The sequence below is a fragment of the Shimia sp. NS0008-38b genome (assembly GCF_040370365.1).
Taxonomy (GTDB): domain Bacteria; phylum Pseudomonadota; class Alphaproteobacteria; order Rhodobacterales; family Rhodobacteraceae; genus Shimia.
Window position 1 is genome coordinate 52,211 of the sequence record NZ_BAABWQ010000002.1, and the last position, 20,513, is coordinate 72,723.

Below are 20,513 nucleotides of genomic sequence, written 5' to 3' on the forward strand. Positions count from 1 at the left end.
GCAATCGTTTCCATTCCGAGGCAAACGACGCGGTGGGGTCTCAGAGGTTGCGGTCTTCAAAGTAGACCGGAACTTGACCACTACAGGTGTGAAACGGCTCAGAACGGAGATCGCCCATTGCCGGATGGCGCGCGTATATTGGGAGTCGCGGGGCTTGTCAACAGCTGCGGCCTGTTGCGTCCGCCCTGCAGCACTGCCAATGTGCCGACAAGACTAGAGAGGCAAGAAATGATCAACAGCAACGACATGCAGGTGATTGGCCTGTGTCGGTTTTCTTACCCGGCTTTGGGTGGGTTTCAAGTGGAACATGAAACCATAGAGGACCGCATTGACTTTCTGTATCAGGAGACCCGGTTGGAAGAGCGCTTTCAATTGATGGAAACTGTCGCTCTACCTTGCCTTAAGGCCCAAACCGATCAGAATTTTGAGATGATCCTTGTGATTGGAGACACGCTTCCCAAACACCATGTGGACCGTTTGCACGACATCACCGCGAACATTCCGCAAATCCGCATTGTCGCCCATCCACCCAAACCACATCGACCCTTGATGAAAGAGCTGATCAATGGTGCACGCAAAGATCCTAAAGCGCCATGTTTGCAATTTCGCCACGATGATGACGATGCCATATCGGTCGATTTCTTCGAACAATTGCGTGCGGCCACCAATGCCGTGTCTGGCTTGTTAGAAACCAACAAAACCGTCGCTTTTGATTGGAACCGAGGCCACATTGCGGAGATGACAGGCGACGGCATTGCCGCCACGGACACGGTACGCAACCTGTATGTTGCCTCTTTGGGCATGTATGTTCGCGGAGGCTGTCCGCTCACGATTATGAACTTCCGCCATGGGATCATGAATCAATTCATGCCCACGATCAGCTTCACCGACACCCCGATGTGGGTGCGCACGCACAATGGGTACAACGACAGCCGCCAAAAGAAGGTCAAGCCTGTGCCCGTGGTGCCGCTTACCAAACAGCAAGAAGCGGAATTTTCCGCCCGTTTCGCCATCGACGCTGATCAGGTGCGATCGACCTTTTCCTGAGACAGTTTGCGCCCGCGCGCCAGCGTAAACACGCCAGCACTCACAACAATGGCGCCGCCCAACAATGTGAGCGTGTCCGGCCAATCCCCAAACACCACAAACCCCAGCAACAACGCCCACAACAGACCGCTGTATCGAAATGGCGCGACAAAGCTCACTTCGCCCACACGCATGACCAAGACCGAGAACGAATACCCGCCCAGAATAAACACGGCCGCTCCGGCCAAAAGCATCCACTGGTTCAAATCCATGACAACCCACTGATGACCAAGGCTTGCAACACCGGCAAACACCATCACACTCAGAGATGCCACTAAGGTCACAGTCAACGAGGGCACATTAGGAGACATTTTTCGGGTGGAGAGATCGCGTAGAGTGACAAACCCCACAGCAATCAAGGCATAGATCGCATATTGGTCAAAGCCTTCCGGGCCGGGTCGCACAATCAGCAACATACCGCAGAACCCCGCCGCAATGGCTGAGGCGCGACGCCAACCGACTTTTTCTCCGAAAAACAAGGCACCACCAAGCGTCACGGTCAGTGGCAGTATCTGCAAAACGGCGGTCACGTTGGCGATCGGCATGTGGTATAATGCGGTGATAAAGTAATATGCAGCGCCAGTCTCCGCACCGCTGCGCAACGCCACCAATCCCCAATCTTTGCGCGACAAACGCCAGCGGATTTTCCCCAAAGCCCGTGCCAAAGCCCAAATCAGAACTGAGGCCAAGACACCGCGCAGAAACAGCATTTGGAACAGAGGAACCTCTTTGCCCAACAGCTTGACCAATGTGTCGTTGAACGTGAACGCCGCCATGGAGCATATCATCAAGAGCGCCCCCTTGGTGTTGTCACTCATCACCGCCATCTGTTGCCCTCTCTTCCAAAACTGGATGACCCTATGCACCCTACAGAGGCTTGCCAAGCCCCATGTTTTGGAAGCCGATAAAATCCACGCCGCAAACAAAAAGGGCCCCCGGCGCAACGCCGGGGGCCCTTCTTAACTCTAATTTTAAAACAGCGTCTTAGTCGAAGTCGCGGCTTTCAGGTGTTTCCACCAAACCACTATCAAACACATCGTCGGCGCTCACGTCCTGAGTTGGGGCAGCCAAACGCGCGGCGGCCTCCGCTTCTTCACGACGCGCTTCAACCACGACATTGTCACGTTCAGACGCAATACGACGCACTTTCTGTGTCGCTCCACCTGTACCGGCAGGGATCAGACGACCAACAATGACGTTTTCCTTCAGACCAACCAGTTTGTCTTTCTTACCTTGGACAGAGGCCTCAGTAAGAACACGGGTGGTTTCTTGGAACGATGCCGCAGAGATAAACGAACGGGTTTGCAACGACGCTTTGGTGATCCCCAAGAGGATTGGTTCACCTTTGGCAGGGCGGCGTCCTTCAGACAGCGCCTTTTCGTTGGCTGTATCAAACTCGATCTTCTCGACGTGTTCGCCTTTGAGCAGTGTGGTTTCACCAGAGTCCTGGATCTCCCACTTCTGAAGCATCTGACGCACAATCACTTCGATGTGCTTGTCGTTGATCTTCACACCCTGCAGGCGATACACGTCCTGCACCTCGTCGATCATATAATCCGCCAGCGCTTCCACACCCATGATGGACAGGATGTCGTGCGGTGCCGGGTTACCGTCCATGATGTAGTCGCCCTTCTGCACGAAGTCGCCTTCTTGCACAGGGATGTGTTTGCCCTTGGGCACCATGTATTCCACGGTTTCCATGGTCTCATCAGACGGCTCGATCGCGATGCGACGCTTGTTTTTGTAGTCGCGACCAAAGCGCACGTAACCATCGATTTCGGCGATAATTGCGTGATCCTTTGGACGACGAGCCTCAAACAGTTCCGCCACACGCGGCAGACCACCGGTGATGTCCTTGGTTTTGGCGCCTTCACGCGGGATACGCGCAATAACGTCACCAGCCTGAACGTCCTGTTGATCTTCAATCGACAGAATGGCGTCCACAGACATCGGGTAGTGTACCGGGTTGCCAGCATCGTTGCGCACAGGCTCCCCATCAGCGTCCACAAGGATCACTTCTGGTTTCAGCTCGTTGCCTTTTGGCGCAGAGCGCCAATCGGTCACGATTTTCTGTGTCATGCCGGTTGCATCATCGGTCTCATCGCGCACAGCGATGCCCGAAATAAGATCGACAAACTTGGCCTTACCGTTCTTCTCCGCAAGGATCGGAAGCGTGTAAGGATCCCATTCAAACAACTTGTCACCGAGGCCGATTTTCTGACCATCTTTGACAAACAGTTTGGAGCCATAGCCAACTTTGTGGCTTGCACGCTCTTCGCCGTCTTCACCTTGGATGATCAGCTTCATGTTGCGGCCCATCACCAGGAAATCGCCATGGGCGTTCTCAAGGATGCTGGCATTCTCGATGACAATTTTGCCTTCCTGGCTAGCTTCCAAGAACGACTGTTGGCCACCCTGCGCAACCCCGCCGATGTGGAATGTCCGCATCGTCAGCTGTGTGCCCGGTTCGCCAATTGACTGTGCCGCGATGATACCAACAGCTTCGCCGGTGTTCACCATGGTACCGCGTGCAAGGTCACGGCCATAACACATGGCGCAAACACCTTCTTCGGCTTCACAAGTCAGCGGGCTGCGGATACGTGCAGTCGCCACACCAGCTTCGTCGATCGAGTCAGCCATGCGCTCATCAATCAACTGACCATGCGCAATCAGCACCTCATCGGTGCCTGGCTTCATGATGTCCTCAGCCGCAACACGGCCCAGCACACGCTCAGCCAGAGACGCCACCACTTCACCATCGTTCACAGCCGCTTCTGCGGTGATCGCTGCATCCGTACCACAATCGTGCGCACGCACGATGCAATCCTGTGCAACGTCCACCAGACGACGCGTCAGATAGCCGGAGTTCGCAGTTTTCAAAGCCGTATCTGACAGACCCTTACGGGCACCGTGGGTGGAGTTGAAGTACTCCAGAACGGTCAGACCTTCTTTAAAGTTCGAGATGATTGGTGTCTCGATGATGTCGCCATTTGGCTTGGCCATCAGGCCGCGCATACCACCCAGCTGTTTCATCTGCGTGACCGAACCACGCGCACCGGAGTGCGCCATCATATAGACGGAGTTGGGTTCCGCTTCAGAGCCATCTTCATCTGTTTGCGCAGAAGAGATGGTGCCCATCATCGCGTCGGTGACTTTGTCGTTACACTTCGACCAAGCATCCACAACTTTGTTGTACTTCTCACCCTGAGTGATCAGGCCGTCCATATACTGTTGTTCAAAGTCTTTCACCTGGTTGCGTGTCTCGTCAACGATGGTCCACTTGTTGTCGGGGATCACCATATCGTCTTTACCAAACGAGATGCCCGCCTTGAACGCTTCGCGGAAGCCCATGGTCATGATCTGGTCGCAGAAGATCACGGACTCTTTCTGACCACAGTAGCGATAGACGGTGTCGATCACGTTCTGCACGTCTTTTTTACGCAGCAGCTTGTTCACCAGCTCAAACGGCGCTTTGTTGTTTTGCGGCAGCAGCGCACCAAGACGCACGCGTCCCGGAGTGGTCTCTACCCGCTCAACAATTTCCAAGCCGTTGCTGTCGATCTGAGGAATACGTGCGGTGATTTTGGCGTGCAGATGCACAGTGCCGCTATCAAGTGCGTATTGAACTTCTTCAATTGAGGAGAACACCATGCCTTCACCCTTCATGCCTTCACGCATGATGGTGGTGTAGTACAGGCCCAAGATCATATCCTGTGACGGAACAATGATCGGCGCGCCATTTGCAGGCGACAGCACGTTGTTCGTGGACATCATCAGAACGCGCGCTTCCAGCTGAGCTTCAAGGCTCAGAGGAACGTGAACAGCCATCTGGTCACCGTCAAAGTCAGCGTTAAACGCAGAACAGACAAGCGGATGCAGCTGGATCGCTTTACCTTCGATCAGAACTGGCTCAAACGCCTGAATGCCAAGACGGTGCAGCGTTGGCGCACGGTTCAGCATGACAGGGTGTTCGCGGATCACTTCGTCCAAGATATCCCACACTTCGGGACGCTCTTTTTCCACCAGCTTCTTGGCCTGTTTCACAGTGGAGGACAGACCTTTGGCTTCAAGACGCGAGTAAATGAACGGCTTAAACAGCTCCAGCGCCATCTTCTTAGGAAGACCACATTGATGCAGTTTCAGTTCCGGGCCTGTCACAATCACCGAACGGCCAGAGAAGTCGACGCGCTTACCCAAAAGGTTTTGACGGAAACGACCCTGCTTACCTTTCAGCATGTCAGACAGCGATTTCAGCGGACGCTTGTTGGCGCCGGTGATCACGCGGCCGCGACGGCCGTTGTCAAACAGCGCATCCACAGATTCCTGCAGCATCCGCTTTTCGTTACGCACGATGATATCAGGCGCACGCAGCTCGATCAGACGCTTCAGACGGTTGTTCCGGTTGATCACACGGCGATACAGATCGTTGAGATCAGACGTCGCAAAACGGCCACCATCCAGCGGCACCAGCGGGCGCAACTCAGGTGGGATCACAGGGATCACGGTCAGGATCATCCATTCCGGACGGTTGCCGGATTCGATGAAGCTTTCCACAACCTTCAAACGCTTGATGATCTTCTTAGGCTTAAGCTCACCGGTGGCTTCGGCCAGATCGGCACGCAGCTGGTCAGCTTCAGCATCCAGATCAATCATGGACAGCATTTCACGGATGGCTTCCGCACCAATGTTGGCCGTGAACGCATCCATACCGTATGCGTCCTGCGCATCCATGTACTCTTCTTCGGTCATCATTTGGCCGTATTGCAGGTCGGTCAGACCGGGCTCGATGACAACGTAGTTTTCAAAGTACAGCACACGTTCCAGATCACGCAGCGTCATGTCCAGCATCAGGCCGATGCGGCTTGGCAGCGATTTCAGGAACCAGATGTGTGCAACAGGTGCCGCCAGCTCAATGTGGCCCATGCGCTCACGGCGCACTTTCTGAAGGGTAACTTCAACACCACATTTTTCGCAGACAACGCCGCGATATTTCATGCGCTTATATTTGCCGCAGAGACATTCGTAGTCTTTGATTGGGCCAAAGATACGCGCACAGAACAGACCATCACGCTCTGGTTTGAACGTACGGTAGTTGATGGTTTCTGGCTTTTTGATCTCGCCGTAGGACCACGACAGGATCCGCTCAGGAGACGCGAGAGACACCTTGATTTCATCAAAGGTCTTTTGCGGCGCAAGCGGGTTAAACGGGTTGTTCGTCAGTTCCTGGTTCATTTTGATACCTCAAATTCTAGGGGAGAGTGGAAGGGAATGAGCGCTTGCGCACTCACTCCTCGCCCTCCGTATCCAGGAGTTCCATATTCAGGCCGAGACCACGGACTTCTTTCACCAGAACGTTAAACGATTCTGGGACGCCCGCTTCGAAGTTGTCCTCGCCCTTGACGATGCTTTCATAGACCTTGGTTCGGCCTGCCACGTCATCCGACTTCACGGTCAGCATTTCCTGAAGCGTGTAGGCGGCGCCGTAAGCTTCCAGAGCCCAGACTTCCATCTCACCAAAGCGCTGACCACCGAACTGTGCCTTACCACCCAGCGGCTGCTGTGTGACGAGGGAGTACGGACCAGTGGAACGCGCGTGGATTTTGTCATCCACAAGGTGGTGCAGTTTCAGCAGATACTTGATGCCAACGGTCACAGAGCGGGCAAATTGCTCACCTGTGCGACCATCAAACAGAACCGACTGACCGGATTCAGAGAAGCCAGCGCGTACCAGTGCATTGTTCACGTCGCCTTCTTTGGCGCCATCAAACACTGGTGTTGCGATTGGCACACCGTTGGTCACGTTGCCTGCCGCTTCGAGAAGCTGACCTTCGTCCATGCCGGAGATGCCTTCTTCGTAGACATCATCGCCATAAGCCAAGTGCATCGCTTCCCGCACAGGTGTCAGATCGCCAGAGCGACGATATTCCTGCAGCGCTTCATCGACATTCACACCCAGACCGCGCGCGGCCCAACCCATGTGGGTTTCAAGGATCTGACCAACGTTCATACGCGAAGGCACACCCAGCGGGTTCAGACAGAAGTCAACTGGCGTACCATCGGCAAGGAACGGCATGTCTTCCATAGGCACAACCTTGGAAATCACACCTTTGTTCCCGTGACGGCCAGCCATCTTATCACCCGGCTGAAGCTTACGCTTCACAGCGATAAAGACTTTGACCATCTTCATCACACCTGGTGGCAGATCGTCGCCACGACGGACTTTCTCAACTTTGTCTTCAAAGCGGTGCTCAAGCGCACGTTTCTGGATCTCGTACTGCTCGTTCAGAGCCTCGACAACCTGTGCGTCAGCTTCTTCTTCAAGCGCCAGCTGCCACCATTGGCCACGGCTCATGCTTGCCAGCAACTCGTCAGTGATCTCAGAGTTGGACCTTACGCCTTTCGGGCCTTTTACAGCGACTTTGCCAAGCACCATGCCTTTGAGACGCGCGTAGATGTTACGATCAAGGATCGCGAGTTCGTCGTCACGGTCACGTGCCAGACGTTCGATCTCTTCACGCTCGATCTGCAGCGCACGTTCATCTTTTTCCACACCGTGGCGGTTAAAGACGCGCACTTCTACAACCGTACCAAAGTCACCCGGCTTCACGCGCAGCGAGGTGTCACGCACGTCAGACGCTTTCTCACCAAAGATGGCGCGCAGAAGCTTTTCTTCTGGCGTCATTGGGCTTTCACCCTTTGGTGTGATTTTGCCAACGAGAATGTCGCCCGGCTCCACGTCCGCACCGATGTACACGATGCCAGCCTCATCAAGGTTGCGCAGCGCTTCTTCACCGACGTTTGGAATGTCGCGGGTGATTTCTTCTGGACCAAGTTTGGTGTCACGGGCGGCAACTTCGAATTCTTCGATGTGAACCGAAGTAAACACGTCGTCACGCGCGATGCGCTCAGAGATCAGAATGGAGTCTTCGTAGTTGTAGCCGTTCCAAGGCATAAACGCGACAACCACGTTTTTACCCAGAGCCAATTCACCGATGTCGGTGGATGGACCATCCGCAACAACTTCGCCCTTTTGAACCGTATCACCCACCTTCACCAGCGGGCGCTGGTTGATACAGGTGTTTTGGTTGGAGCGCTGGAATTTGCGCAGACGGTAGATGTCCACACCCGCGTCGCCCAGCTCCAGATCGGAGGTGGCGCGGATCACGATACGCTGTGCATCCACTTGGTCGATGATGCCGGCACGTTTGGCCTGAATGGCCGCGCCAGAGTCGATCGCCACTTTTTCCTCGATACCAGTGCCCACCAGCGGCGCTTCTGCGCGCAGCAATGGAACCGCCTGACGTTGCATGTTCGACCCCATCAAGGCCCGGTTCGCATCGTCATTTTCAAGGAACGGAATAAGCGAAGCCGCAACCGATACCAGCTGTTTTGGGCTGACGTCGATCAGGTCCACGTTCTCACGTGACGCCAGCGTATAGTCGCCGGATTGACGTGTGTTCACGAACTCATTCACGAACTTGCCGTTTTCATCGATCGACGCGTTGGCCTGCGCCACAGTGTGACGCTGTTCCTCGGTTGCGGACATGTAGTTCACCTCGTCGGTGACCACGCCGTTCTCAACCTTGCGATATGGTGTTTCGATAAAGCCGTATTTGTTCACGCGGGCAAAAGTGGCCAACGAGTTGATCAGACCAATGTTTGGCCCTTCCGGCGTTTCAATCGGACACATACGACCGTAGTGCGTGGTGTGTACGTCGCGCACTTCAAAGCCGGCACGTTCTCGTGTCAAACCGCCTGGCCCAAGTGCTGAAAGACGACGTTTGTGCGTCACTTCCGACAACGGGTTGGTCTGGTCCATGAACTGCGACAGCTGCGAAGAGCCGAAGAATTCACGCACAGCCGCAGCAGCAGGCTTGGCGTTGATCAGGTCCTGCGGCATAACGGTGTCGATCTCAACAGAGCTCATACGCTCTTTGATCGCGCGCTCCATGCGCAGCAGACCAACGCGGTACTGGTTCTCCATCAGTTCGCCCACGGACCGCACACGACGGTTGCCGAGGTGGTCGATGTCATCGATGTCACCTTTGCCGTCGCGCAGCTCAACCAGGGCTTTGATGCACGCCACGATGTCTTCTTTGCGCAGGGTGCGCAGAGTATCAGGCGCATCCAAAGCCAGACGCATGTTCATCTTCACGCGACCAACGGCCGAAAGGTCATAGCGCTCAGAGTCAAAGAACAAAGTGTCAAACAGCGCTGAGGCTGCTTCAACGGTGGGTGGCTCACCCGGACGCATCACACGATAGATATCCATGAGCGCCGTGTCGCGACCCATGTTTTTATCTGCCGCCATAGTGTTGCGCATGTAAGGACCGACATTGATGTTGTCGATGTCCAGAACCGGAATGTCGGTGAAGCCTGCGTCTACCAGATCCTTCACGGTTCCGCCGATCAGATCGCCGTCTTTGTCATACTCCAGCGTCAGCTCGTCACCGGCCTCAACATAGATCGCACCGGTTTCTTCGTTGATCATGTCCTGAGCAACAAATTTGCCAACAACAGCCTCAAACGGCACCAGCAGTTCAGTGATCTTGCCTTCGTCGATGATTTTCTTCACCGCACGTGGCGTGACTTTTTTGCCAGCTTCAGCAATCACTTCACCGGTTGCGGCATCAACCAAATCTTGCAACGGGCGTGTACCACGCACACGCTGAGGGAAGAACTTGGTGACCCAACCTTTGTTCTTATCCAGCTTGTAGTTCACTGTATCGTAATAGGCATCCATGATGCCTTCCTGGTCCAGACCCAGCGCATACAGCAGGGTGGTCACAGGCAGCTTACGACGACGGTCAATGCGCGCGAAAACGATGTCTTTGGCGTCAAACTCAAAGTCCAACCAGCTGCCGCGATATGGAATAATGCGGCAGGCGAACAGCAGTTTACCAGAAGAGTGTGTTTTGCCTTTGTCGTGGTCAAAGAACACACCAGGGGAGCGGTGCATCTGAGACACGATGACACGTTCAGTACCGTTCACCACAAAGGTGCCGTTCTGTGTCATCAGAGGCATGTCACCCATGAAGACGTCTTGTTCTTTGATGTCTTTAACAGACTTCGCACCCGTATCTTCGTCGATATCAAATACGATAAGACGCAAAGTGACTTTCAGCGGTGCGCTGTAGGTCATGTCGCGTTGCTGACATTCCTCGACATCATACTTCGGCTTTTCCAGCTCGTAGTTGACGAATTCCAACACGCTGGTTTCGTTGAAGTCTTTGATCGGGAACACCGATTGGAACACGCCTTTGATACCCTCACCATCGGTGGGGATCTCAAGATCGCCGGACTTCAAAAAAAGGTCATAGGAGGATTTCTGAACCTCAATAAGGTTCGGCATCTCCAGAACTTCACGGATTTTACCGTAATATTTGCGCAAACGTTTCTGGCCAAGAAAGCTTTGAGCCATGACTATCGTCACCTTTCATTTCTCACCGAGCGCAAGTGCCGTCGGGTCCCCGGCACCGTGCCCATACGAGACGGTCAAGATTTGGACAATTCCCGGCCCCCGTCCCAAAGGGAGCCTCCCGTTCCAAACCCTGCCTTGGAAAACCTCTTGTTTGCCGTTCACACGTGACAAGAGGCTTACCAAGCCGGGGCCAAAGCTATGTTTTGGTTGATATTTTTGCTATTTTTCTTATTTGAACGAGGGGTGATCAGACCCTCACAACGCGCCGCCTAACTCTCAAATCCACAAAGGACAAAAAGCGGCCCCGAATCGCTCGAAACCGCAAGAGATTACCGAATATTGAATCATGCGTCGGTTTGCAACCCCTTGGGGCTTGACAAACAGAGAATTGGCAACCCGTGTGAGCCGGGTGTGTTGAAGGCCAAAGCAACATTTCTCTTGCTTAGATCACATCTCTTGGCCAGCGCAAGAAGACCTGCTCGCCAAGTTAGAACCCCCGAACAGGCAGCACCGCGCGCCCAACCCGCCATTGCTTGTGTGACTGCTCAACATGACACACCCAAGCGCTCTCATTCCTTTGGCACCCGCAGGATTGTGTACAGCTCGCGCAGCGTCGCGCCCATTTCACGCGCTTTAAAAGTGCGCGAAAACAGATGATCTGTGAGCGGAATTATCGTGCCATCGCCAGTGTCCGAACGTACCCCGCTCCCCATAACTTCTAGGATTCCTGAAATGAATTGGCGGACCGTTGCTCCGTCGAGCTCTGGTGAAATCGCAATCGCGTAGGGTTCTGCAGTATAGAACTCGCTGCTGGCCTTTGCGTCACACGCGGGAAACGACGTCCCTACGCCTTGCATCAGGTAGTACTCAACGATGTCTCTATCGCCAAAATGGTGGGTGATGATCCCGTCGCACAACCGTTCTACAGCGATCTCATGGTTGAGCTGAGCCTCCGCGCAAATCGTCTGGAACGCTGCAACTTTAACCGGTGGGGCCTCCGCCAGCCAGGCTTGATCAATCACATTGCGTCCCGTTGTGCCTTGGACATACCCAAGCCTAGCGCCCACAATCTGGGTCTCTGTATCGATCTGGTCGCATTCAGGGATACTTTCCTGCCGTACGGATCGGATTTTTTCATCTCGTGACGCGCCCTGGATCTCGCTCCCATCAGGGCCGATCACGGGCAGGCCGTCTTCTTCTCTTTCTGCAAGACGAGCAATCGCAGCTTGATGAAAACGACCAAACGCACCGCCACTCGCAATAAACGAGCCCCCTGAAACAAAAATCGGCGGGGACAAAAAATACTTCTGAGATCTGCTGATAGTAATGCTCGTCGGCCCGCAAAGAATATCATATGTGCGAGGTGTGCTGCCTTGAGCCACAAGTCTATCAAGACGATTGGCGACCGTGGCGTCAACAACGCCATACTCAAGATCTGCGTTCTCAAGAGCAATGCGGCAAAAATCATAGATCAAACCGTTAAACGTGTTCGCGTCATCCTTCCAAGCAAATGGTGCCGCATCCACGCGCACGCCGACGCGCAGTTTCGGGTTTTCTTGCGCGCCCACAGGAAAGGATGACGCCACAAAGCACATCACGCCCCCAATCAAATGAAGTGATTTGTCCCAAAACACCATCTCTCACCCCCTAGATCTCAGATCACGCGGCCACAGCCAAAGCGATGCAACCAATAGAAAAGAAACAAGTTCGATCAATTGAAGGCCGCCAAAAACTGCAGACATCGGTATGTCGTCTTCGGTCTCTAAAATGATGGGCACAACCGGCACAAAAAACTCAGAAAATTTAAGAATTGCGAGCCCGATTAAGCTCAACCCCATGCCGATCAAGACGCGACGGTGAGCATTGGGCGACCCGTGCCGAATGTCAGCCATAAGCGCACCAGCAAGGGCCACGCCCATTCCCGTTGCGACGTATGTGCCCAGATGAAAACCATTGAACCAGAACTTAATGTCAAAAAGATTCTGCGGCAGTGACACAATCGAGAAGTATGAAGCGGGGATGGTATGCGCCGGATATTGCCCCAGCCAGTTTGCCAAAATCACCAGAAACAAACCAACAAATCCGGCAAAAAAGGCAAGTTTGATGTAATTTGAGACCCACCCTGATTGCCCGAAACCCGCCCAGTCCAAACGTCGGAACGGGGCATCTCGCATTGCAGCCACGGCAAAGCTGGCCGCGCCAAAACAGGCAAGCGCTTCTAGGGTCCAAGGCACCCCATGGGACCAAGCCGTGCGAACCACAAAACCAAATGAGCCGACCTCGGAAGAGGTCATATAACTGCTGACCACAAGAACAAGCACGCCGAGAACACCGAACAGAATGCTGCAAAACAAAGCCACCCACATGTGGTTTCTCGTATCGACCGTGGCCTGCTCTGCCTCTTGAAATTTGGCGCGCCTAATCCAATCGCGTAGCCAGAAAAACATGTCTTGTTCCGGCACCACATCCACGCGCTCCGCATAGAGCGCGACCTTGGCGCGAACCTGATCCGCCGTTTCTCCGGCCCGGCTGCTGAGATCTCCCCAGCGCGCAGAGATATTCAACCCAGTTGGCAACGGAACAGGCCGAACAGTGGCTGTTTCAAAGGCCACAACAGTTTCACTGAACCCAGGCGACGCGACAGAAACGTTTTGGTTCTTTTGATAAGCAACAGCAAGCTCAGCCACCGCTTCAAAATGCTGAAGGTCTTTGCTGATATCCTCAATCCTGTTGACGATCCCCCTCAGATCGCCGCGATTGTAAAGCGCGCGCACTTCTTCGCCAGGCCAAGGTGGCGTGCCATTTATCCATTCAAGAAACAGAAAACAAAGAAGCAGGTTTTCTTCGTCCTTACGAATCCCATCGCTGATGCCTTTGTCATGAGATGTAAAATGCTCGGCATGCTGAATCGCAGCCCCCAACAATTCCCCTCGACCTTCAGACAAAGCATCAAACACCGCCTGATATGCCTCTCTGGGGTCCTCAACGTTTTCATCAACAATTGGGGTGGTGCTCAACTTGTTCCACAAGTTCACAACGTCTTTGGGGATCCCGACCAATTCGAGGGAGAAATTGCGGATCACATGTTCAAGACGCTTCACCCATGGCACTGAAGGAAAGATACCAACCACCATGAGAGCAACCAGCAACGGCCATTCTGCGAGTTGTCGCATCGGATCTGTTGGTGTGGATGTTGCCTCAACAGGGCCGTCTACTTTAACAATCTTGAGAAACGTCTCGGCAATTTTTTCTTTGTCGACTGGGGCCACCCTCTCGCTTTGAAGTCCCGCAAACAAGACCTCCAGGTCCCAAACTCCGGTGACCAAAGCAATGACAAAACTGGCGATTGAATAAAGCCCCACCAGCAAAAACGCATAGGTCAACCAAGCCGTTCGGAAAGCGCGCGTGATGCAGATTTCAGATGGGCGAAACGTACGCACAAATTCTTCAAAGGTGTGCTGTGTTTGACTGTCACTTACTCGCTGAATGGTTAGAGAGCGGTCCAACCTGTCTGCGGAAAACACCACAAGGACCGTGGCGCCCGCAAGGAAGTATATCCAAAACGCATGAACCCCAATAAACCCACCAATGGCTTGTGCAGATTCAAAAAACACATCCAGCCAACACGCTAAATCAGAGCACTCCATTGCACCCCCAACACACTCAAAAAATTTGGAAAACTAGGAAAAGACCACCTAGCAGCGATATAGCTGTGGATTGCAGTTCTGGATCACACTGCCGTCTCTATCCGGGCCAAAAAAGCCGCTTTGAAGAGACATCACAACCGCCAAAGACAAAACAAAAAATTTCATGTTTTTTGTAACCTTAAACAATCAAAAGAACTCAGAATTGGGCAGATAGTTAACATAAGACTGCGCTCAACTCAAGAGAGAGGCACGTGATCGGGGGTGACCCACAAGTGCAATGGCATCCGAGCAAAAATAGTCGCGGGTAAGGAAAATCAATGCTGAAAGGGTAATTTTCAAGAAATTTCAATGGCGTGAACGCCTTTGCAGGCAACCACGCGTTGGTGAAATACGCAAAGCTTGCAGGCAACATCGGCGCAAATCTCGAGACCCTGCGCCTATAAGCAGGCCAAGCTTCCCTAGGGTTCTTTAGGGTCTGCCACGTCGTTGTTCACAATCAGCCCCATCATGCCAAATGGTGCCCAAACAAAAAACAGGCGCCCCCGAAGGGACGCCTGCAATACTTTGATCGAAGTTCGAATTACTTAACTTCGACTTCAGCGCCAGCTGCTTCCAGCTTGCCTTTAACTTCTTCGGCTTCGTCCTTGGACACGCCTTCTTTGATCTTGCCGCCAGCTTCAACCAGTGTCTTGGCTTCTTTCAGGCCCAGACCGGTGATGCCGCGAACTTCTTTGATCACGTTGATTTTAGACGCGCCGGCGTTGGTCAGTACAACGTCAAACTCAGTCTTTTCTTCTTCAGCTGCGCCACCGGCGTCGCCGCCAGCTGCCATTACAACTGCGCCGCCAGCGGCGGGCTCGATGCCATACTCGTCTTTGAGGATGGTTTTCAGTTCTTGTGCTTCCAGCAGGGTCAGACCCACGATGCTTTCTGCGAGTGCTTTCAGATCAGCCATTTTAGACTCTTTCCGTTCTTAGGTATGTGTTCCAACGTTGGGCAATTGTGCCTACGCGGCTCTCATTAAGTTGCTTACGCAGCCTCTGCCTTTTCCTCGACGGTAGACAGGATGGATGCGATATTCGAAGCAGGTGCGCCAATTGCACCGGCGATGTTGGAAGCAGGTGCGCCGAGCATGCTTGCGATCTGAGCAATAAGCTCGTCGCGCGAAGGCATTTTCGACACTGCTGTAACACCAGCACGGTCCAGAGCGTTCTCGCCCATTGCACCGCCAAGGATCTCAAATTTCTTGTGATCTTTGGCGAAGTCTTCGGCCACTTTGGCAGCTGCCACAGGGTCCTCAGAATAGGTCAGAACGGTCATACCCGACAGAAGGCCACCGATGCTTTCACATGGTTTGCCATCAAGGGCGATCTTGGCGAGCCTGTTCTTGGCGACACGCACAGCACCACCTGCGTCGCGAGCGCGCGCACGTAGGTCTTGCATGTCAGCAACCGTGAGACCCGCGTAGTGGGCAACCACTACAACGCCAGAGCTTTCAAAGATCTGGCCGAGCTCGTCGACCAACTTCTCTTTTTGTGCTCTATCCACAGTTTTACTCCAAAATTGGGGATTGCTCCCCGGCTCAGTTTTGCGACACCCCAAGAAGGGCGCGCGTTTAGGTCCATACATTGGGTTAGGAACCAAGATCGCCGAAGACCCAAAGGCCTTCTTAAGAATTCTTGTCTCTTACCCCATCTCAGGAAGGAATTATTCAGGCAGAACCCGAACCCTCCGTCTTGGACAGGCCACCGCATTGGGAATCGCATACGCGAGTCTTCAGAGGTGGGCAGGCGCGTCTTTAGAGAGAATTCGGGGCGATGTCCACAGCAAACTTCCACCCGCCCCCTGACGCGCAACCGCGCACACCGCCACTACCCGGCCGCGGCCCGCAACCGCGGTGCAACGGTCAATAACTTCTGAAACGTAGGGCACTCAAGATGGCTTGGGGCCGGACACTCCGCAACATGGCGCACCATATCCGCAAGAGCCTCAAGACGCTTAGCTTTGATCATCAGATCGTCGGCCCGCGCTCGAAGATCTTCGCGCGGTATGTTCACCCGAGAGTCTGAGCCGAAGATTTCGGATATCTCAGTCAAAGAGAACCCCGCCAGCTTGCCCAACGCTATCAGCGACAATCTCAGCGGCGCATCTGGTCCGAATTGGCGCCGCAATCCGTTGCGCCCGACAGACGTGATCAACCCCACTTCCTCATAGTAACGCAAAGTCGACACTGCCACGCCATGACTGCGGGACAACGCTCCAATGTCATAAAGTTTCATGCTTGACCTCAAGTTGACTTGAGTTGGTACGGTGCCAGCCTTGCCTTCTAAACTCAACTGGAAAACTCTGATGAAATCTCATTCACCTCCGCCCTCCTCCACACCTCCGATAGCGGGCCTTTTGGCGGCGGCCACGCTCTTGGTCATGGCCATCGCAACCATCAGCCCGGCCCTGCCCGGACTTGCCGCGCGCTTTGCAGACACACCAAATGTCGCCTTCATGACCCGCTACCTTGTCGCCGCCCCAGCCATAAGCGCCCTCCTGTTCTCACCAGTTGCCGGGGCGCTGTGTGATCGCATAGGCCATGGCGCTATGCTGCGGTTTGGCACGCTCACATTTGGCGTCTTTGGGGTGGCCGGTCTTTTTCTGGACCGCCTTGACCTCATCTTGGCAAGCCGCTTGTTGTTGGGGCTTAGTCTCGCCTTTGTCCTAACCAGTCAGTCCGCTTTGGTTGGAGTGCATTTCGCTGGGGACAGGCGTCAAAGATTCCTAGGTTGGCAAGTCACAGCGCGCAATCTCGCAGGGCTCGTTTTTGTTCTGGCCGCAGGTATCCTCGCAGGTTTCACCCCTCGTTACGCATTTGCCGTTTATGCCCTGACATTTGTATTCTTACCGATCATTTGGCTGGCGGGACGCCGCCCTGCCCAAACAGCCCCAAGGCACGGGGCCCCAAACCTACGTGCGACATGGCTACGGCCCGTGTTCTTGCTCTGTTTGATGCAGATATTGGTACTCATCCTGTTTTTCACGATGCCCACCCAAATCCCCTTTGCTTTGGAAGACCGTGGGTATGCGGATCCGCGCCTAACCAGCGCCAGTATGGCGGGGTTGATGATTGTCGGTGCCATCGGTGGGGCGTCCTTTGGCACGCTGATGCGCCACGTCGGCCAGAGAAAAACCATAGCCGTCGGATTTGGACTGTTTGCCGTTGGGTTCGGCGTCATGCTTTTCTCTGGGTTGTGGCCCGTTTTTGCCGGGCCGTCGCTGGTGGGCGCAGGCTATGCACTCCTGATGGCAAGCACAGCCAACATCGCCTTGTCACTGGCCCCCACTGAGCACCGCGGTTTTGCCATGGGTTTGCTGTCCAGCGCCATCTTTCTTGGACAGAGCGTGTCGCCCGCATTGAGCACCGCCACCATCGTGTCATCTGGCTTCTCTGGCTTATTTGCGTGCGCCTGCGGCATTGCACTTGCCTGCACGCTTCTGTCTCTTCTTTGGTTCAAACCAAAACTGACCACCCCATCCAAATAAAAAAGGGCGCCCAAAGGCGCCCTTTCACAATCTGTCAAAGCAGCCTTTTAGGCTGCAGCGCTGTCCACAGAAATGGTCACACCTGGGCCCATAGTGGAGCTCAGTGCGATCTTCTGAATGTAGGCACCTTTGGCGCCAGATGGACGTGCCTTTTGAACGGCGTCCATAAAGGCACGCACGTTTTCAACCAGCTTGGCTTCGTCAAAGGACGCTTTGCCAACACCGGCGTGAACGACACCCGCTTTTTCGACTTTAAACTGAACTTCGCCACCTTTGGCGGCTTCTACGGCTGCTTTCACATCCATAGTCACTGTGCCAACTTTGGGGTTCGGCATCAGGTTGCGTGGGCCAAGAACTTTACCCAGACGACCAACAACCGGCATCATGTCCGGAGTCGCGATGCAGCGATCAAAATCGATGGTGCCGCCCTGAACGGTTTCCATCAGATCTTCTGCGCCAACGATGTCCGCACCAGCTGCCTGAGCTTCTTCGGCTTTTGGGCCACGTGCAAAAACTGCAACGCGCACAGATTTGCCGGTGCCATTTGGCAGACCAACAACGCCACGAACCATTTGGTCCGCGTGACGTGGATCAACACCAAGAACAACGGCGATTTCTACGGTCTCGTCAAATTTCGCAGTGGCGTTGCCTTTAACAAGTGCAACAGCTTCTTCAACGGTCAGGTTGGATTTGCCTGCAAACGCTTCACGCGCGGCGGCAGTACGCTTACCAAGATTCGCCATTACTTCACCTCGATGCCCATAGAACGCGCAGAGCCAAGGATGATCTGCATAGCAGCATCGATGTCGTTTGCGTTCAGGTCTTTCATTTTCGCTTCGGCGATTTCTTTCACCTGAGCGGGGGTCACGGAACCCACGGTCTCACGACCCGGCAGGTTTGCACCAGATTTCAGCTTAGCAGCCTTCTTCAGGTAGTAAGACGCAGGCGGCGTCTTGATGTCCATGGTGAAGGACTTGTCCTGATAGTAGGTGATCACGGTTGGGCAAGGCGCACCTGGCTCCATTTCCTGTGTCTTGGCGTTAAACGCCTTACAGAATTCCATGATGTTGATGCCGCGCTGACCCAGCGCCGGACCGACGGGTGGGGAAGGGTTGGCTTGACCTGCAGGAACCTGCAGCTTCATTGTACCAGCTAGCTTCTTAGCCATTTGGTTTTCCTTTCAACGTAGGCGAAACGCGTTCCGCCCGGTGTGTGTTGCGTGGTCCGACGTCAGGGTCGCGACCCCAACAATCTCCCACGAGAGAATCTCGCCCTTAGACGATAGAGGGGCGTTTATGCTTGTTTTGCTGGGTTGGCAAGGGGGTGATGTCAGGGATTCATAGGCCCGCGGCAACACCCATGGAGAAGTATCTCAATGCGGCCTCCGAAAGCTGAAATCCGGATCACCATCGGGCGAAATTAAAAAATTTACCTCAACCCTAGCAAGATATGCTACCATTGCGTGTGTTGATCAACATTAATTCCCTAATTTTTTGAACTAGATTAAATTTACTGGAGGAGAAAACCATGAAGCACTTGTTTCTGGCACGGATGGGGTGTGGCTTTGCCCTATTGTTAACCCAAACGATTGCGGCAAACGCTCAAGACACCGTGAGCTTCAGCGCTCTATCGCCGCAAATGAACGCAAGCTCATCGCCAATTTGGGTGCAATGCGTGAACGAAGGATCCGACTGCAAACCGGGGACTTCCTCATTGGTCACAACGCGCTATGGCACGGAGGGAACGTATTACTTCTATGTCACCGAGAATGTCGAAAAAATTCCCTGCAAAAACAGCGTAAACGGGGACCCAAAACAAGGCAGTGACAAAAGCTGCCAGTACACTGTCGAAAATGTTTTGGGCGCTCCCGACTCGACGGCAAGTTGGAACAAAGCCGCGACAGAAGGAGAAAGCTTCACATATGCGCCTACTGGTGACCATTGGGTGCGCTACGGGACAAAAGGGCATTATGTTTATGCCATTATTCAAGGCGGCAACATTCAGTCCATGCCTTGCAGCAACAGCTACTTCGGCATCGACCCGATCAAAGAAAACAAGTCTTGTGACGTTGGCCCAGAATACACGCAAGGCTCCGAAGGCTTTACAGAATGCGCCAAAGAAGGTCAGTCCTGTCAGCCCAATGCTGCAACCACACTTTTGATCCGGTATGGCACGAAAGACGGTTGGGATACACGGTTCTATCGCTCAGGCGACGGCTCATTCCCTTGTTCCAACACGTTCTTCGGCTATGACCCAATTCATAAAGACAAATCTTGCCTGTTTGAGGAAATCACACCGACGTCCGTAATCACGGAAGGAGAATGGAAACAAGTTGGCAGCTGTTCTGGCAATGCATGTGACAACCTCTCGAAGTCCATCACCTACGGCACCAGCAAAACAAGCCAGTGGTCCACGACAAGTGAATGGGGCGTCACCGTTACGGAATCGATGGAAGCGGGCTTTGGTATTAAGGGCGTGGGCGTCAAAGTGACTGCCTCGGTAGCAGCATCTTTCAGCCAGTCTTTGGGGTTTCAGGAGGCTTTGACAACTTCACAATCAGAAACCCTGTCCGCCACGTGCGATCTGTCGGGATCGACAACCGGATTGATGTATCAGTTCCTCACAGGCACCGTGTCCAGTTGCGTTGAAAGTGGCCACTGCACCGGGGACACCTTAACCGCAGACTATGCCTGTATCGCAAACCCGCCAAATAACTATCCAGGCCCTCAATGCGTGCCCGGCTACTGCAGCGACGAACTATGTCTCCAGTGTAGTTATTAGTCTTGAACAGTGCCCAGCCATGGGCACTTGCGGCTGCGTTTTGCAGC

Annotated in this window: 13 protein-coding genes; 3 read left to right on the forward strand and 10 right to left on the reverse strand. The window is 53.9% G+C overall.

Features of this window, described 5'->3' with window-relative positions; translation table 11 throughout:
- Positions 1–246: 246 nt before the first annotated feature.
- Complete coding sequence (locus tag ABWV47_RS06320) at positions 247–1,047, forward strand: putative rhamnosyl transferase (RefSeq protein WP_353312034.1); 801 nt, start codon at positions 247–249, stop codon at positions 1,045–1,047.
- Here ABWV47_RS06320 and ABWV47_RS06325 read toward each other — a convergent pair.
- The 8 genes from ABWV47_RS06325 to ABWV47_RS06360 form a co-directional block, all read right to left on the reverse strand.
- Positions 1,023–1,904: a DMT family transporter gene (locus ABWV47_RS06325; RefSeq protein WP_353309743.1), complete on the reverse strand. Its 882-nt coding sequence runs from the start codon at positions 1,902–1,904 to the stop codon at positions 1,023–1,025. The genes ABWV47_RS06320 and ABWV47_RS06325 overlap by 25 nt on opposite strands.
- 166 nt (positions 1,905–2,070) lie before the next feature.
- On the reverse strand, positions 2,071–6,318 hold the full coding sequence (gene rpoC, locus ABWV47_RS06330; protein ID WP_353309745.1) for a DNA-directed RNA polymerase subunit beta': 4,248 nt from the start codon (positions 6,316–6,318) through the stop codon (positions 2,071–2,073).
- A gap of 52 nt (positions 6,319–6,370) precedes the next feature.
- Complete coding sequence (gene rpoB / locus ABWV47_RS06335; RefSeq protein WP_353309747.1) at positions 6,371–10,507, reverse strand: DNA-directed RNA polymerase subunit beta; 4,137 nt, start codon at positions 10,505–10,507, stop codon at positions 6,371–6,373.
- Positions 10,508–11,076: 569 nt separating this feature from the next.
- Positions 11,077–12,144 (reverse strand): substrate-binding periplasmic protein, encoded by a 1,068-nt coding sequence (locus tag ABWV47_RS06340; RefSeq protein ID WP_353309750.1) that lies wholly within the window; start codon positions 12,142–12,144, stop codon positions 11,077–11,079.
- 3 nt (positions 12,145–12,147) lie between these two features.
- Entirely contained in the window at positions 12,148–14,154 is a 2,007-nt protein-coding gene (locus ABWV47_RS06345) for a hypothetical protein (RefSeq protein ID WP_353309753.1), read from the reverse strand.
- Positions 14,155–14,734: 580 nt separating this feature from the next.
- On the reverse strand, positions 14,735–15,109 hold the full coding sequence (gene rplL / locus ABWV47_RS06350; protein ID WP_353309755.1) for a 50S ribosomal protein L7/L12: 375 nt from the start codon (positions 15,107–15,109) through the stop codon (positions 14,735–14,737).
- A gap of 74 nt (positions 15,110–15,183) precedes the next feature.
- Positions 15,184–15,702, reverse strand: a complete 519-nt coding sequence (gene rplJ, locus ABWV47_RS06355; protein ID WP_353309757.1) for a 50S ribosomal protein L10 — start codon at positions 15,700–15,702, stop codon at positions 15,184–15,186.
- A 323-nt stretch (positions 15,703–16,025) separates the two neighbouring features.
- Positions 16,026–16,433 (reverse strand): helix-turn-helix domain-containing protein, encoded by a 408-nt coding sequence (locus tag ABWV47_RS06360; RefSeq protein WP_353309760.1) that lies wholly within the window; start codon positions 16,431–16,433, stop codon positions 16,026–16,028.
- A 70-nt stretch (positions 16,434–16,503) separates the two neighbouring features.
- Between ABWV47_RS06360 and ABWV47_RS06365 the strand changes: the two genes are divergently transcribed.
- Positions 16,504–17,685: an MFS transporter gene (locus ABWV47_RS06365; protein ID WP_353309762.1), complete on the forward strand. Its 1,182-nt coding sequence runs from the start codon at positions 16,504–16,506 to the stop codon at positions 17,683–17,685.
- Between the two features lie 47 nt (positions 17,686–17,732).
- On the opposite strand, the gene rplA is transcribed toward ABWV47_RS06365, so the two are convergent.
- Both rplA and rplK read right to left on the reverse strand, forming a co-directional pair.
- A complete protein-coding gene (gene rplA, locus ABWV47_RS06370; RefSeq protein ID WP_353309765.1) occupies positions 17,733–18,428 on the reverse strand; it encodes a 50S ribosomal protein L1 in 696 nt (231 codons plus the stop codon).
- Positions 18,428–18,853, reverse strand: coding sequence for a 50S ribosomal protein L11 (gene rplK / locus ABWV47_RS06375; RefSeq protein ID WP_353309768.1), 426 nt, complete (start codon positions 18,851–18,853; stop codon positions 18,428–18,430). Before rplK ends, rplA begins: the two co-directional genes overlap by 1 nt.
- Positions 18,854–19,212: 359 nt before the next feature.
- Between rplK and ABWV47_RS06380 the strand changes: the two genes are divergently transcribed.
- On the forward strand, positions 19,213–20,466 hold the full coding sequence (locus ABWV47_RS06380) for a hypothetical protein (RefSeq protein ID WP_353309770.1): 1,254 nt from the start codon (positions 19,213–19,215) through the stop codon (positions 20,464–20,466).
- Positions 20,467–20,513 lie beyond the last annotated feature (47 nt).

Excerpts from the sequence above, each read along its gene's own strand:
- ABWV47_RS06320 (WP_353312034.1), top strand. The coding sequence starts at position 247 with ATGCAGGTGATTGGCCTGTGTCGGTTTTCTTACCCGGCTTTGGGTGGG.
- ABWV47_RS06325 (WP_353309743.1), bottom strand. The coding sequence starts at position 1,904 with ATGAGTGACAACACCAAGGGGGCGCTCTTGATGATATGCTCCATGGCG.
- rpoC (WP_353309745.1), bottom strand. The coding sequence starts at position 6,318 with ATGAACCAGGAACTGACGAACAACCCGTTTAACCCGCTTGCGCCGCAA.
- rpoB (WP_353309747.1), bottom strand. The coding sequence starts at position 10,507 with ATGGCTCAAAGCTTTCTTGGCCAGAAACGTTTGCGCAAATATTACGGT.
- ABWV47_RS06340 (WP_353309750.1), bottom strand. The coding sequence starts at position 12,144 with ATGGTGTTTTGGGACAAATCACTTCATTTGATTGGGGGCGTGATGTGC.
- ABWV47_RS06345 (WP_353309753.1), bottom strand. The coding sequence starts at position 14,154 with ATGGAGTGCTCTGATTTAGCGTGTTGGCTGGATGTGTTTTTTGAATCT.
- rplL (WP_353309755.1), bottom strand. The coding sequence starts at position 15,109 with ATGGCTGATCTGAAAGCACTCGCAGAAAGCATCGTGGGTCTGACCCTG.
- ABWV47_RS06360 (WP_353309760.1), bottom strand. The coding sequence starts at position 16,433 with ATGAAACTTTATGACATTGGAGCGTTGTCCCGCAGTCATGGCGTGGCA.
- ABWV47_RS06365 (WP_353309762.1), top strand. The coding sequence starts at position 16,504 with ATGAAATCTCATTCACCTCCGCCCTCCTCCACACCTCCGATAGCGGGC.
- rplA (WP_353309765.1), bottom strand. The coding sequence starts at position 18,428 with ATGGCGAATCTTGGTAAGCGTACTGCCGCCGCGCGTGAAGCGTTTGCA.
- rplK (WP_353309768.1), bottom strand. The coding sequence starts at position 18,853 with ATGGCTAAGAAGCTAGCTGGTACAATGAAGCTGCAGGTTCCTGCAGGT.
- ABWV47_RS06380 (WP_353309770.1), top strand. The coding sequence starts at position 19,213 with ATGAAGCACTTGTTTCTGGCACGGATGGGGTGTGGCTTTGCCCTATTG.